The sequence below is a fragment of the Lysobacter sp. Root983 genome, from assembly GCF_001429345.1.
Lineage (GTDB): Bacteria > Pseudomonadota > Gammaproteobacteria > Xanthomonadales > Xanthomonadaceae > Lysobacter.
The window spans coordinates 337,470-351,274 of sequence record NZ_LMJO01000016.1 but is presented as its reverse complement, the minus strand read 5'-3'; the positions used below and the strand labels follow the sequence as shown (position 1 = coordinate 351,274).

10 protein-coding genes and 1 riboswitch are annotated in these 13,805 nt (G+C 69.1%); of the genes, 3 read left to right on the top strand and 7 right to left on the bottom strand.

The genetic code is table 11. The annotated features are described in order from the left end of the window. Positions 1-328: 328 nt before the first annotated feature. The 4 genes from thrC to ASE43_RS13725 form a co-directional block, all read right to left on the bottom strand. A complete protein-coding gene (gene thrC / locus ASE43_RS13740; protein WP_057160873.1) occupies positions 329-1,624 on the bottom strand; it encodes a threonine synthase in 1,296 nt (431 codons plus the stop codon). Positions 1,625-2,023: 399 nt separating this feature from the next. Further along, a complete protein-coding gene (locus ASE43_RS13735) occupies positions 2,024-2,977 on the bottom strand; it encodes a homoserine kinase (protein ID WP_057160872.1) in 954 nt (317 codons plus the stop codon). Next, entirely contained in the window at positions 2,974-5,481 is a 2,508-nt protein-coding gene (gene thrA, locus ASE43_RS13730; RefSeq protein WP_056180118.1) for a bifunctional aspartate kinase/homoserine dehydrogenase I, read from the bottom strand. Before thrA ends, ASE43_RS13735 begins: the two co-directional genes overlap by 4 nt. Before the next feature lie 325 nt (positions 5,482-5,806). Next, positions 5,807-6,499: a hypothetical protein gene (locus ASE43_RS13725; protein WP_056180115.1), complete on the bottom strand. Its 693-nt coding sequence runs from the start codon at positions 6,497-6,499 to the stop codon at positions 5,807-5,809. Positions 6,500-6,918: 419 nt separating this feature from the next. Between ASE43_RS13725 and ASE43_RS13720 the strand changes: the two genes are divergently transcribed. Further along, positions 6,919-8,073, top strand: coding sequence for a M23 family metallopeptidase (locus ASE43_RS13720; protein ID WP_157499927.1), 1,155 nt, complete (start codon positions 6,919-6,921; stop codon positions 8,071-8,073). 103 nt (positions 8,074-8,176) lie between these two features. On the opposite strand, the gene ASE43_RS13715 is transcribed toward ASE43_RS13720, so the two are convergent. Both ASE43_RS13715 and ASE43_RS13710 read right to left on the bottom strand, forming a co-directional pair. Further along, positions 8,177-8,845: a hypothetical protein gene (locus tag ASE43_RS13715; RefSeq protein WP_057160871.1), complete on the bottom strand. Its 669-nt coding sequence runs from the start codon at positions 8,843-8,845 to the stop codon at positions 8,177-8,179. Positions 8,846-8,900: 55 nt separating this feature from the next. After that, positions 8,901-9,575, bottom strand: coding sequence for a hypothetical protein (locus ASE43_RS13710; RefSeq protein ID WP_057160870.1), 675 nt, complete (start codon positions 9,573-9,575; stop codon positions 8,901-8,903). A 149-nt stretch (positions 9,576-9,724) separates the two neighbouring features. Next, a riboswitch (TPP riboswitch) is annotated at positions 9,725-9,829 on the top strand. A 92-nt stretch (positions 9,830-9,921) separates the two neighbouring features. Here ASE43_RS13710 and thiC point away from each other — a divergent pair. Next, positions 9,922-11,799: a phosphomethylpyrimidine synthase ThiC gene (gene thiC, locus ASE43_RS13705; RefSeq protein WP_057160869.1), complete on the top strand. Its 1,878-nt coding sequence runs from the start codon at positions 9,922-9,924 to the stop codon at positions 11,797-11,799. An 87-nt stretch (positions 11,800-11,886) separates the two neighbouring features. Here the strand turns inward: thiC and ASE43_RS13700 are convergent, their stop codons facing one another. Then, complete coding sequence (locus ASE43_RS13700) at positions 11,887-12,456, bottom strand: YajG family lipoprotein (protein WP_082576544.1); 570 nt, start codon at positions 12,454-12,456, stop codon at positions 11,887-11,889. Positions 12,457-12,821: 365 nt separating this feature from the next. Between ASE43_RS13700 and ASE43_RS13695 the strand changes: the two genes are divergently transcribed. Beyond that, positions 12,822-13,508, top strand: a complete 687-nt coding sequence (locus ASE43_RS13695) for an ion channel (RefSeq protein ID WP_056180100.1) — start codon at positions 12,822-12,824, stop codon at positions 13,506-13,508. Positions 13,509-13,805 lie beyond the last annotated feature (297 nt).

Below are 13,805 nucleotides of genomic sequence, written 5' to 3'. Positions count from 1 at the left end.
TGTCCTTGAGAACGATAAATACGCCAAAGGCCGTCCACTGTCGATTGTTGCGGGCGCAACCGATGGTGAGTGGTCAGGTTTCGCTAACTAAGCGCTGTGCGACGCAGGTGAAAACCCCTACGTTTTGTTAGTGATATGCGGTGATTGCCCGCCCGAGCCGTAGCAGGTTTTGCGTTGCACACGGGCTGTGCGCGGGCATCGCACGGTGCTTCCCTGCCACGCCGACGGACGGCGTCATTTCTCCCGGAAGGCGATGCTGTCGTGGGCGACGTTAGTGCTTCGCACTCCGTCATATTGTGACGATCGTCGCTTTCCGTGGCCGGTGCGCTCAGGCGGTTATGGCGGCCAGCCGCGCGCGCAGCGTCGCGTAGTCGGCGCGCAGGGGTTCGGCCGACGCCGGGCGCGCCAAGGCCTCGGCCAGGGCGTGGGGCGGCGGCACCGCGCGACCGACCAAGGGCTCGACGATGCTGTCGAACTTGGCCGGATGCGCGGTCGCGACCACCGCCCACGGCCGGCTATCGCCTTGCGCGCGCAAGCCTTCCAACAGGTGCAGGCCGGTGGCGGTATGCGGGCAGGGCACGATGCCGTGGCGCTGCGGTGCGCGTCGGATGGTGTCGGTGATGGTGGCGTCGTCGACGGCGGTGGCGACGATCGCGGCACGCAGTTGCGCGTCGCTGCCGAACCAGTGGCGCAGGCGCTCGTAGTTGCTGGGCGCGCCCACGTCCATGGCGTTGGCGAGGGTGGCGCGGGTCGGCTGCGCGGCGTAATCGGCGCCGGCGAAGTAGCGCGGCAGGGTGTCGTTGGCGTTGGTGGCCAGGCGGATCTCGCCGATCGGCGCACCCATGCGTTGCGCGACCAGGGCCGCGCAAGCGTTGCCCAGATTGCCGGTGGGCACGATGAAGTTGAGTGCTTGGCCGTTGCGCGCCTGGTGCTGTGCGGCGGCATGCGCGTAGTAGGCGGCCTGCGGCAGCAGGCGCCCCAGGCTGATGCTGTTGGCCGAACTCAGAGATAAGGTTGCGCGCAGGGCCTGATCGGACAGCGCCTGCTTGGCCAGGCGCTGGCAGGCGTCGAAATCGCCGTCGACGCGATAGGCCTGGACGTTGTCGCCCCAGCAGCCCAGGCCGTGGGCCTGGCGCGGCGAGACGCGGCCGTCGGGGTAGAGGATCGCCACGCGGAAGCCGGGCCGGCGATGGAACGCCGCCGCGACCGCGGCGCCGGTGTCGCCGGAGGTCGCGACCACGATGGTGGTGGTCGGCGCGTCGGGCCGGCGCAGGGCCGACAAGGCCTCGGCGAGGAAGCGCGCGGCGTAGTCCTTGAAGGCGGCGGTGGGGCCATGAAACAGCTCCAGCAGCAGGTCGTCGGCTTGCGAGAGCGCGCGCAGCGGCGCGGGGAAGTCGTAGGCGCGGCGGCACAGCTCGGGCAGGCGCTCGCGCAGGGCGGAGTCGGCGAAGTAGGGCGCGAGCAGGGCCTGCGCGGTATCGGCGAGCGCGTCGCGCGCGGGCTGCGGCGGCAGCTGCGGCAAGGCTTCGGGTACGTAGAGACCGCCATCGGGCGCGAGTCCGGCCGAGAGCGCGGCGTCGATCGAAGTCGCGGGCGTCTGGCCGCGCGTGCTGTAGTAATTCATGGGCGGTCTCTGGGCGGGGCGGCGTGGCTGCTTGGTGCGGTCGAAGAGCAAATCCCCCTCGATCCCCCTTTTTCAAAGGGGGAGGGCCAGCGGGTTTCTGGCGGGAAGGGGGATGTGTGCGGCGGTGGGCGACCGGCGGCGGTCGAAGAGCAAATCCCCCTCGGTCCCCCTTTTTCAAAGGGGGAGGGCCGGCGGGCTTTTGCGAAGGGGGAGGACCAATGGGTTTTTGCGAAGGGGGAGGACCAGCGGGACTTCAGCGTGATGGGAGATCCGTGCAACGGCGCAAGACGAGGCACGCGACGCCCTGCTGTTCCCCCCTTTGAAAAAGGGGGGCAGGGGGGATTTGCCGTTGCCGTTGCCGTTGTCGTTGTCGTTGTTGTTGTCGCTGCCGTTATCGCCTCACTCCTCACCGATCACCTCCGCGCGCGGTCCCGCTACCGGCGTCACGTAGGCGCGCGAATCGAAGCCGGCGTCGGCGAAGGCCTGGCGCATGGCCGCCGAGGCGGCTTGCGCCTGCGCCTTGGATTCGAACCAGGCGAAACAGCTGGGGCCGGCGCCGGAAATGCTGGCGCCCAGCGCGCCGTGGGCGAGCGCGGCCGCCTTGACCGCGGCGAAGCCGGGGATCAACGGCGCGCGTCGCGGTTCGACCAGCAGATCGACCAGTCCTTCGCGCAGCAGGCTGGCGTCGCCGCGCTGCAAGCCGGTCAGGAACAAGGCCAGGTGCGCGCTCTGCTCGACCACGGTGTGCAGCGGATAGGGTTCGGCGAGCACGGCGCGCGCGCGCCGCGTTTCCAGCACCTGGTCCGGATGCACCACCGCCGCATGCAGCCACTCGGGCACGGCCAACGGAATCATGCGCGTCGCCGTCGCCATGACCACGCCGCCGAGCAGCATCGGCGCGACGTTGTCGCCGTGGCGGCTGCCGCTGGAGACCGACTCGCCGTCCAGCGCGAATTCGTACAAGGCCTCGCGCGGCAGCGGCGCGTCCAGCAGCGCGTTGGCGGCGACCACCGCGGCCACGCAGGACGCGGCTGAGCCGCCCAGGCCGGAGCCCAGCGGGATGCCTTTCTCTAGTTCCAGCTCGAAGCCGTAGTCCAGGCTGAGCTTGTCGCGCAGCGCGATCAAAGCCTGGCCGGCGGTATTGCGCGCGGCTTCCAGTGGCAGGCCGGCGGCGCCGAGGCTGTCGCCGCGGATCGCGGCGATGCGCACCGTCGGCTCGGCGATGCGGCGCACCACGGCGACATCGCGCGGGCCCTCGATGGAATGCCCGAGCAGGTCGAAACCGACCCCGATGTTGCCGACGCTGCCGGGCGCGAAGGCGCGCACGCGGGAATGGGGTGTCGCAGCGCTCATGCGCGGGCTCCGAGGGTCTGCGCGATGGAAAGGATGTCGCCGAACACGCCGGCCGCGGTGACGTCCGGCCCCGCGCCGGGCCCTTGCACCACCAGCGGATTATCCGCGTAACGGCGGGTGCGGAACTGGATCAGGTTGTCGGTGAGCGCGCCATGCAAAGCGGCATGGCCGGGCGGCGGCGAAACCACGCCGACGCTGGCGCGGCCGTCGCGGTCCAGACGGGCCAGGTAACGCAGGCCCAGGCCGGCCGCGCGCGCCTCGTCGAAGCGCTGTTTCAGCGGCGCGTCCAGCTCGGACAAGCGGGCCATGAACTCGTCCTTGGAAACCGTGCGCAGCGCCTCGGGCACCAGGCTTTCGACCTCGACCTGCTCCAGCGACAAGGCGCGGCCGGCTTCGCGCGCCAGGATCACCAGCTTGCGGGCGACGTCGGTGCCGGACAGGTCGTCGCGCGGATCGGGCTCGGTGTAGCCCAGGCGATGGGCTTCGCGCACCAGCTCGGAAAACGCGGCGCTGCCGTCGTAGCGGTTGAACAGCCAGGCCAGGGTGCCGGACAGGATGCCTTCGACCTCGGTGAGCTCGTCGCCGGTGTCCAGCAGCGAGCGCAGGGTCTGGATCACCGGCAAGCCGGCGCCGACCGTGGCCTCGTAGCGGAACTTGGCGCCGCCGTTGCGGCTGGCGGCGCGGATCGCTTCGTAGCGCGGCAGCGGGCCGGCGCCGGCCTGTTTGTTGGGCGTGACCACGTGGATGCCGGCTTCCAGCCACTGCGGGTAGTAGGCGGCGACCGCATCGCTGCCGCTGCAATCGACGATCAGCGCATGCGGCAGGTGCTCGGCGCGCACGTGCGCGGCGAAACGCGCCAGGTCCAGCGCTTCGCCCTCGGCCAGCGCTTCGACCGCGCCCTGCGGCGCCATCGCCTTGGGCGTGAGCTGCATGCGCCGGCTGTCGGCGATCGCGCGCAGGCGCAGTTCCAGTTTCGAATCCGGGTGGTGTTCGGAACTCAGGCGCGGCTGCGCATCGGCCAGCTGCGCGAGCAGGGCGCGACCGACCTTGCCGGGGCCGATCAGCCCGACCGACACGCATTGCGGCGACAGCCAGAACGCGGAGTGGGCGGCGCGCAGCGCGCGGGTGGCGTCGCGCGCGCCGATCGCGACCGAGATGTTGCGCTCGCCCGCGCCCTGCGCGATCGCGCGCACGTTCACGCGCGCCTGCGCGAGTCCGCCGAGCAGGCGCGCGGCGACGCCGGGCGTGCCGACCATGCCGTCGCCGACCGCGGCCAGCACGCATACGTCCGGGGTGACGCTGACTTCCTGGGCCTGGCCGTCGGCCATGGCATCGGCGAACGCGGCGACGATGGCCGCGCGCCCGCGCTGGGCCTGATCGGCGCGCACCACGCAGCAGATCGAATGTTCGGACGAGCCCTGCGAAATCATGGTCACCGACACGCCGGCGCCGCGCAGCGCGCCGAACAGGCGTTCGGCGGTGCCGGGCACGCCGACCATGCCGTTGCCGACCAGTTCCAGCACCGCCAGATCGTGGACCAGGCTCAGGCCCTTCACCGGCGCGCCGTCCACCGACGGCTGCGGCGTGATCAGGGTGCCGGGCGCGTCGGGATTGCGCGCGTTGCGGATGCGCAGCGGGATGCCGCGCTGCTGCACCGGCGCCAGGGTCTGCGGATGCAGCACCTTGGCACCGAAATAGGCCAGCTCGCAGGCTTCGGCATAGGACATCGCCGGCAGACAGACCGCATCGGGCACCAGACGCGGATCGGCCGACAGCACGCCGTCGACATCGGTCCAGATGGTCAGCGCGTCGGCGTCGAACAGGTGGGCGAAGATCGCCGCGGAGTAGTCGCTGCCGTTGCGGCCCAGGGTGGTCGCTTCGCCCTGCGCGTCGCGGGCGACGAAGCCGGTGACGACGATGCGTTCGCCGGGATGGCGCGCGCGCCAATCGGCCAGGCGCGCGCGGCTGGCGTCCCAATCCACGCCCACGCCCATCTCGCCCGGATGCACCACCAACACCTCGCGCGCATCCAGGCGCAGCCAGCCGGCGGCATCGCCGCCGAGCGTGGCGTGCAGCAAGTACGAGGACAGCACTTCGCCCAGCCCGGGCAAGGCGGCGGCGATGCGTTCGGCCTGCTCCTCGTTCCAGTGCCCGGCCGCGAGTCGGTCCAACTGCGCTTTGAGTTCGGTCAGTTCCTGGCGCAGCGCAGGCGCCAGACCCTGCCTGCCGCTGGGGTCGAGCTCGGCGGCGACGTCGAGGTGGCGCTGACTCAGCGTGGACCATGCCGGTTCCAGCGCCTCGCGCCCGCGTGCGGCCGCGGCCAGCGCGACCAGGGCGTCGGTGACGCCCTGCATGGCCGAGACCACGACCATGCGCGCCTGCGCGCCGTCGTCGATCAGCGGCGGAACGGCGCGGTAGCGGACGGCGTCGGCGACGCTGCTGCCGCCGAACTTGTGCACGTGGCGAGCGGGTGGGGCGGCGGGCGAGGGTGGCGCGGACGACATGGCGAGAGCTCCGTTTGGGGCTCCGCGTCGCGACTGGGGTGTGGCCGGCAGGCCGCACCCGGATCGGGTGCGGAGCGGCGTGTTTGGATCAGTTGGACACGCCCGTCCGCACCACTGGAGTAGTGGTGGTACCGGTGGTGGTAATCGCCAGCGCTCGCGCGGCCGCGCCCCGGCCTTGCGGCTGGGCGGCGATGCGGGCGGTGGCGAGGGCGGGGTGCATGCGACAGCAATAACCGAGGTTTGTGCGGTGCGTCAAGCGGCGCGGATGGCCGTCACGCTCCGCAGGCGTTCGCCGGGCGCGGCGGACCTGGCGCGCGCGCGCGGATCAGCGCGGCTTCTTCGCGCGCGGCGCGCGCTTGGGCTTGGCCGGCGCGGGCGGCGGATCGCTCGCTCCCCAGGGCGGCGGCGGGGTCGCGATCGGCCGGGTCAGGTCGAACTCGACCCGGAACAGACGCCCGGGGCGCGCCAGCTTGTAGACGAAGCGGCGGCCGCTATCGAGTTCGATCGTCCATACGTTCTGCGCGGCCTCCGGCCGGCCCATGCGCCGGAACAGCGAACGCGAATCGGCATCCGCCGGGAATTGCGCTTCGGCGCTGTCGGCCGAGATCGCGATCTGCGCGCTGTCGCCGCCGTAGTGCGACAGAGGATCGGCGGCGCCGTCGGCGTGGCGGTGGTCGTGCTTGAGCCGCAGCTGGTGCCCGCGCGGGCTCAGCACCCAGGTGCGCGAGCGGTCGCTGCCGACGTGAAAGGGGATGCGGATCTCCTGCTTGTCGCATTCGCGCACGTGCATCACCAGGGCGCGGCCGGAATAGGGATCGGCCGCGTTCTCGGGGATGTCGGCGACCACGCGCCCCAGGTAGGCCTTGCCGCACAGGGCGGACAGGCGTCGAAACAGTTCGTGAGCGTCGTCGGCGACCGGTTCGGGCGCCGGCTCGCCGCGGAACGGCCATAGGGAGCAGGCGCTGGTCGCCAGCACGACGCAAAACAGGGCGATCAGGCGCGGCGAAGGTGGGTTCATGCGGCCGGAGCGTGCGTCGAGGTGATGACGTCATCGTGGCACGCGGTGCAGCCGTGCCGATAGGTGCAACCAATACGCTTCTAACGCACATCCGAGGCGCGCGATGTGAATACGGAAGCGGGGGGGCGTCCGGGCTTTCGATCGCCGATCCGGGCGGCGCCGGCCCGGCGGAATGGCTCATGTCGGAATGTAATAACAGAATTGGAGAATTGGTCTCATTTGAAACTAAATGAACGGGCCTGCGTCTCACGACAGCGCGGGCCATGCGCGCGAGAGTTTTTTTGCTGCGCGTTCCTCAAGGGCGACGGATGCCAGTGGAGTGGCGGGACGTTTAGCCGGACGTCACGGCTCGGCGCCGGGCCCGACGGCTGGGGCAGGCGCACGCAGTTCGCCCATTCGTTCATTCAAGGAGCAAGGCAATGAAGGACATATCCAAGGCAAGAAAGACGCTGCTGGCGTGCTCCATGGCGCTGGCGATCAGCGGAGCGGCCACGGCGGCGGAACCGGCCGGCGGCGGGCTGGCCGGGCGGGATCTGATCTACAGCTACGACGAGATGTTCGACTTCGACATCGACGCCTACCTGGCCAAGCGCGCGCCGCATCTGTCGCGTTACGGCGAGACGATCTCGCACTGGGCCGGCTACAGCGGCATCAGCCCGAAGGTGCTGATCGCATTGATGGAGCAGCAAAGCGGCGTGGTCACGCGCCGGCGCGCGGCGGCCGACGGCATGAGCCGGCCGTTCGGCAAGCTCGCCCAGAGCCGCGACTTCAGCGCGCAAACCCGCGAAGTGGCGGTGGCGCTGCGCGAGGCGCTGTACGCGCAGGACGCCGCCGACGCCAAGGGGCCGGTGTCGCTGGCGCGCGTCAATCCGCTGCAGACCTTGTTCGCGCGCACGGGCGTGAGTGCGGCCAGTGCGGCGCTGAGCGGCGACAGCGAGTTCCAGCAGGTCTACGCCAGCCTGTTCAACGAGACCCGCAAGGCGGCGACGCCGTCGCCGCGCTTCGCGGCGCAGGCCGGTCCGGACGTGGGCGCCCTGGCGGGGCCGGCGAACGGCTTTCTGCAGTTCCCGTTCCCGCGCGGTCAGCGTTGGCATGTGGGCGGCGCGCATACCAACACCGGCTCGGGCAACTACCCGATGTCGTCGCTGGACATGTCGATCGGCGGCGGCTGGGGCAGCAACCAGAGCAATACCTGGGTGTCCTCGTCGGCGGCGGGTTCGTTCAAGCGCCACTCGTCGTGTTTCGCCGAAGTCGTGCATAGCGGCGGCTGGTCGACCACCTACTACCACCTGATGAACATCCAGTACGCCACCGGCGCCAGCGTCGCGGCCAATACCCGCATCGCCAATCCGGCCAACACCCAGAGCCAGGCGCTGTGCAACGGCGGCTCCTCCACCGGCCCGCACGAGCATTGGTCGCTCAAGTCCAACGGCAGCCACTACCACCTCAACCAGGTGTATCTGTCGGGCTTCCTGATCACCGCGACCGGCAGCAGCTACGACACCAACTGCAATCGTTTCTATCTGACCAAGAACGGAACCAAGTACTGCTCGGGCTACTTCACCAACCCGTGATGCACGCGGGCGCGCCGGCGCCCGTGGTTTTCCCCGTGGCGCGTCCGGCCGGCGAATCCGGCCGGACGTCGCCGCGCTAGCGGAGCGCTCGCGCGTGGACGCCTTATCGGGGCTTGCCGGATGAGACGACTCCGCCATTGCCGCTGGTGGTAAACAGGAAGCGCGCCTCGGACGAGCCGTCGGGTAAGCGGATCAGGCGATGGGAAAAGACGGGCATGGGCAGGGTCGTCTGCTCGCGGAACTCGCGGGTCCATGCATTGAACGCTTTGCCCTCCTTGCCGACGTTGATCAAGCCCGCGCAGAATCTGAGGCCACAGGCGAAACGGCCCAGGGGGGCCAGCTCAGGGTGGCGTTGTAGCGACGCTTCGATTTCCATGCGGTAGGCGGCACTGCGCTCGCTCGCCTCCGCGGTGCTCCCCGCCTGCAGCGATACGATGAAATTGTCGAAATTCTTGGCGCCCAATGCGGCTTGCGCGTTGTCGTTGACCATGTCCTGGGTCAGCAATGCGGCCTCTATAGGCGGCAAGGCCTGCGCGCCGTTGGCATGGTCGTTTCCAGCGGAACGCTGAGCGGGATAGGGCGACGTCTGCCGCGCGTCCGACGGCTCGGAATAGGCGCTCGCCTCGCTTCCGTCCGTCCGCGTTTCCGGCGCGTCCGAGGCATCGTGCGCAATGGGCGCATTGGCCGCTCCCTCCGGTGCCCGCCGACCGACGAACCAAAACGCGGTGGCGACGGCCGCCAAGACCACGACGGCAACAATCAGTTTTCGCATTCGGGATGTCCTCGATCAGCGGTGATTAATAGCCAAGATGGCGACGCGATCCCGCTCAGCCGCCCCACGGCGGCGGAGGCGGCGCGATCGGCTGGCTGAGGTCGAATTCGACCCGGAACAAACGCCCGGGGCGCGCGAGTTCGTAGACGAAGCGCTGCGCGTCGATCTCGACCGCCCACACGTTCGGCACCGAGACCTCGCGGCCCAGTTTGCGGAACATGTCCTGGCTGTAGGCGTCGGCCGGAAATTCGTAGCGGCCGGCGATCTCGCCCGGGCGCTGCACGCCGGGCGCACGCTGATCGCCGCCGTACTGGGTGAGCGCATCGGGGCTGCCATCTGCGTGGCGATGATCGTGCTTGAGCCGCAGCCGGCCGTCGTGCGCGCTGAATACCCAGGTGCGCGAACGGTCCTCGCCGACATGAAAGGGCACGCGGATCTCGGTCAGGCCGCAATCGCGTACATGCATGATCAGCGGCTTGCCGGCGAAGGGATCGTCCGCGCTCTTGGGCGTGTCGACCACGACGCGGCCGGCGTAGGCCTTGCCGCACAGCGGGCGCAGGCGCTGCAGCGGATCGGCCGGGTTCGGCGCGGCAGCGGCATTCGGCGTCGCTGGCGCGGGCTTGGGCGCGGGCGCGGCGCAGGCCGACAGGGCCAGGAGGAGCGCTGCCGCCCATCCGGCAGGGCCTACGGCGATACGAGGCGAGGAAAGCTGACTGGGGTGGCTGGGCATCGTCACACGCTAGCCTGCGCGGCCACCGCAGGCAATGCGCGGACGCCAGCGCGCACAGGCCCGGCGCGCGCGGCGGACGCGCCCGCCGGAATCCGCTCGTGCCAGCCTGGGCGCGGATTGGCGCCGACCCGAATTTCCATGTCTAATGCGCACTGAAGCGGGGGTACCGCGGCGGTTCCAGGCCGGCGGTTGAGACAGTCCCTTCGAACCTGATGCGGTTGAGACCGCCGTAGGGAAGCTTCGCCGGCCGCGCTTCGCGTCCGTGCGCCGCCCGCTTTGTGCGAGTCCCTCGCATGCGCCCGCACGTTTCGTGCGGATGTCTTCATCAAAAAGCGGATCCGATCCCATGAATGCGGTGCCCTCCGAACTGCTGCAGCAGGCCGAACGTCTTTCGGCCGACGTCGTGCGTCCGATTCCCGGTTCGCGCAAGATCCACGTCGAAGGTTCGCGTCCGGACCTGCAAGTGCCGATGCGCGAGATCGCGCTGGCGCGCACGCCGACCATCTTCGGCGGCGAGGACAACGCCGCGCTCGCGGTCTACGACACTTCCGGCCCCTACACCGATCACGACGTCGAGATCGATCTCGCCGCCGGCCTGAAGCCGCTGCGCGCGAACTGGATCGCCGAGCGCGGCGACACCCAGGCGCTGAGCGGGCTGTCGTCGGAGTTCGGACGCAAGCGCGAGCACGACCCCAAGCTGGCCCACGTGCGCTTCGGCAACCGGCCGCTGCCGCGCCGCGCGATCGCCGGCGCCAACGTGACCCAGATGCATTACGCGCGCCGCGGCATCGTCACCCCGGAGATGGAATACATCGCGATCCGCGAGAACCAGCGCCTGGAAGCGATCCGCGAGGCCCACCTGCTCAACCAGCACGCCGGCCACAGCTTCGGCGCCGACATCCAGAAGATCATCACGCCGCAGTTCGTGCGCGACGAGGTCGCTCGCGGCCGCGCGATCATCCCCAACAACATCAACCACCCGGAAAGCGAGCCGATGATCATCGGCCGCAACTTCCTGACCAAGGTCAACGCCAACATCGGCAATTCGGCGGTGTCCTCGGGCATCGCCGAGGAAGTCGAGAAGTTGGTGTGGTCGATCCGCTGGGGCGCCGACACGGTCATGGACCTGTCGACCGGCAAGCACATCCACGAAACCCGCGAGTGGATCATCCGCAATTCGCCGGTGCCGATCGGCACGGTGCCGATCTACCAGGCCCTGGAAAAGGTCGACGGCCGCGCCGAGGAGCTCAACTGGGAGATCTTCCGCGACACCCTGATCGAACAGGCCGAGCAGGGCGTGGACTACTTCACCATCCACGCCGGCGTCTTGCTGCGCTACGTGCCGCTGACCGCCAAGCGCGTGACCGGCATCGTCTCGCGCGGCGGCTCGATCCTGGCCAAGTGGTGCCTGGCGCACCATAAGGAGAATTTCCTCTACACCCACTTCGAGGAAATCTGCGAAATCATGAAGGCCTACGACGTGGCCTTCTCGCTGGGCGACGGCCTGCGTCCGGGCTCGATCGCCGACGCCAACGACGCGGCCCAGTTCGGCGAGCTGGAGACCCTGGGCGAGCTGACCAAGATCGCCTGGAAGCACGACGTCCAGACCATGATCGAAGGCCCCGGCCACGTGCCGATGCAGTTGATCAAGGAGAACATGGACAAGCAGCTCGAGGTTTGCGGCGAGGCGCCGTTCTACACCTTGGGGCCGCTGACCACCGACATCGCGCCGGGTTACGACCACATCACCTCGGCGATCGGCGCGGCGATGATCGGTTGGTTCGGCACGGCGATGCTGTGTTACGTGACGCCGAAGGAGCATCTGGGCCTGCCCAACAAGCAGGACGTGCGCGAAGGGCTGATGGCCTACAAGATCGCCGCGCACGCGGCCGATCTGGCCAAGGGCCATCCGGGGGCGCAGGCGCGCGACAACGCGATGAGCAAGGCGCGGTTCGAGTTCCGTTGGGAAGATCAGTTCAATCTGGGGCTGGATCCGGAGCGGGCGCGCGAGTATCACGACGAGACGCTGCCCAAGGATGCGCACAAGGTGGCGCACTTCTGCTCGATGTGCGGCCCGCACTTCTGTTCGATGAAGATCACCCAGGACGTGCGCGATTACGCGAAGGAGCATGGGGTCGAGACCGATGCCGCGCTCGAAGTGGGCATGGCCGAGAAGTCGGCGGAGTTCCTGGCGGCCGGAGCGGAGCTCTATCGGGCCAGCTAAGCCGTCGCCCCGGGTGGCCCGGGGCGCGACGCGGTCGAGTGGAGGCGGCGATGTCCGCCTCCACCCGTCACCTGGGGCGAGCCGGCCTTATTCGGCCAGGCAGCGCATCAGCTTTTCGTCTTTCAGCAGGCTGTTGATCGCTTGCGAGACGACGTCGTTGACGAACAGGTTGTTGGACTTTGCGCCCTGCACTATCTGTACGTTCTTGCGGTACTCGCCGCGGTACATCTGCTCGTAGGGACGCGCATTGCCCTTGATGCAGATGCCCTTGAGCAGGAACTCGATGTTGAGCTTACCTGCCCAGAACCCGGAGTTGAGCACGTAGTCGAGGTTGCGGATTTCCACGCGCAGTTGGTTCTCGAGCGGGCCATTGGTGGCGAAGCCCTGCTTCTGCAGGCCCTGCACGATGGACGCTTCGAGGATCTTGGGCAGATCGCCGTCCACGGTCAGCTGTTCGCCGATACCGGACACGCCGCGTGTTCCCAGCGTCGAGCGCGGACGCTCGTCTGCGACATTGACCATGGTCAGCTTGCCGGAGCCGATCGTGCTTTGCGGCGCGTCGACCTTGGGTTCGATGCGGACGGCTTGTTTCTGAAAGGCGCAGCCAGACAGCACGACTGCCGCGATCGCTACGATCGCAGTCCTGAATAACGACATTTCGGTGTTCCCCCTGGTTTCATACGACCGCCCGCGTCGGGCGGCGGTAGATTCTCGGGGACGCTGATGGCCCATACAAGCGCGGTGCGACGAACCGAATCGGCGCGTGCACGCGGGCGCAGCGCCGGTGGTTGCGGACTGCGTTGAGCGCAGGCATTGCCGCCCGTCGCGGTGCGGTGCAGTTGCTGGAGAGGGGGCGTCGCAGCGGTCCGTGTCTTGGATTTCGAAAGAATTCGATATCCCGGCCTTTCGAGTCGACTCTGGCGGCGCTACCCGAGGGCGGCCTCAGACCGACGCTTCGGCACCGCCGCGACCCGATCCCCGCCCCCTGTGCGCCGCCCGCCAAGTCCTGCACACTCCGCCGCATGAGCGACCGCAACTACGCCTCCTTGAAATGGCGCGCCATCGCGCGCCGGCATCCGTCGGCGTTTCTGCTGGCCGCGCAGCTGCTGAGCATGCTGGCCTATCCGCTGTTCGAGCCCTCCGGCGGCGGGCGAGTCGTGTTCGGCGCGTTCGGCGTGCTGGTGCTGACCCTGGCGGTGTGGGTGGTGGACCGCAGCCCGGCGGTCAAGTGGATCGCGTGGCTGCTGGCGGTGCCGGCGTTCGCGCTGTCGATCCTGTCGGTGCTGATAAGCAGCGACCTGCTGCTGGTGGCCTCGTCGGCGCTGGAGGCGCTGCTTTATTTCTATGCCGCCGGTAGCCTGATCGCCTACATGATGAGCGACCACCGGGTCACCGCCGACGAGCTGTTCGCGGCGGGCGCGACCTTCACCTTGCTGGCCTGGGGATTCGCCTACGCCTTCCTGGTCTGCCAGGCCTGGTACCCCGGCAGTTTCGTCGGCGCCGAGCGCCCGGGCGAGCCGCGGACCTGGATCGAACTGTTGTTCCTGAGCTTCACCAATCTTTCCGCGGTCGGTCTGGGCGACGTGATTCCGCTGGGCTCGGGCGCGCGCGTGCTGGTGATGCTGGAGCAGTTCGCGGGCGTGGGCTACATCGCCGCGGTGGTGTCGCGTCTGATCGGCTTGACCATCCTGCGCCAGGAGCGTCGTTGAGCCCGACGCCGATCGGGCGCGGCCGGGCCCGTCGTTAAGCACGCATGCAGCGAAGGCGCGGAAAAAAATCGCGCCCCGGCCCCGTGAAGGCCGCGACGCGAAAGTGGAACGATACGTTCTGTAGGACGTCGGCGAGAGAGGGCCTGTGTGCCACCCGCGATGAATGCGGAGGTACCCGGCGACGTTAGAATGGCGGCCTCAGGCGCGTTAGCCCGTTCGCGCCCCAGCGTTGTGCCGGGTATGGCCGTTGGCCTTACACGTCTTCAGGCACATGACGCCGTAGCGGACCGCCGCGAC

Coding starts and splice junctions, on each gene's coding strand:
- thrC (WP_057160873.1), bottom strand. CDS start 1,624: ATGAATTACTACAGCACGCGCGGCCAGACGCCCGCGACTTCGATCGAC.
- ASE43_RS13735 (WP_057160872.1), bottom strand. CDS start 2,977: ATGAGCGCTGCGACACCCCATTCCCGCGTGCGCGCCTTCGCGCCCGGC.
- thrA (WP_056180118.1), bottom strand. CDS start 5,481: ATGTCGTCCGCGCCACCCTCGCCCGCCGCCCCACCCGCTCGCCACGTG.
- ASE43_RS13725 (WP_056180115.1), bottom strand. CDS start 6,499: ATGAACCCACCTTCGCCGCGCCTGATCGCCCTGTTTTGCGTCGTGCTG.
- ASE43_RS13720 (WP_157499927.1), top strand. CDS start 6,919: ATGAAGGACATATCCAAGGCAAGAAAGACGCTGCTGGCGTGCTCCATG.
- ASE43_RS13715 (WP_057160871.1), bottom strand. CDS start 8,845: ATGCGAAAACTGATTGTTGCCGTCGTGGTCTTGGCGGCCGTCGCCACC.
- ASE43_RS13710 (WP_057160870.1), bottom strand. CDS start 9,575: ATGCCCAGCCACCCCAGTCAGCTTTCCTCGCCTCGTATCGCCGTAGGC.
- thiC (WP_057160869.1), top strand. CDS start 9,922: ATGAATGCGGTGCCCTCCGAACTGCTGCAGCAGGCCGAACGTCTTTCG.
- ASE43_RS13700 (WP_082576544.1), bottom strand. CDS start 12,456: ATGTCGTTATTCAGGACTGCGATCGTAGCGATCGCGGCAGTCGTGCTG.
- ASE43_RS13695 (WP_056180100.1), top strand. CDS start 12,822: ATGAGCGACCGCAACTACGCCTCCTTGAAATGGCGCGCCATCGCGCGC.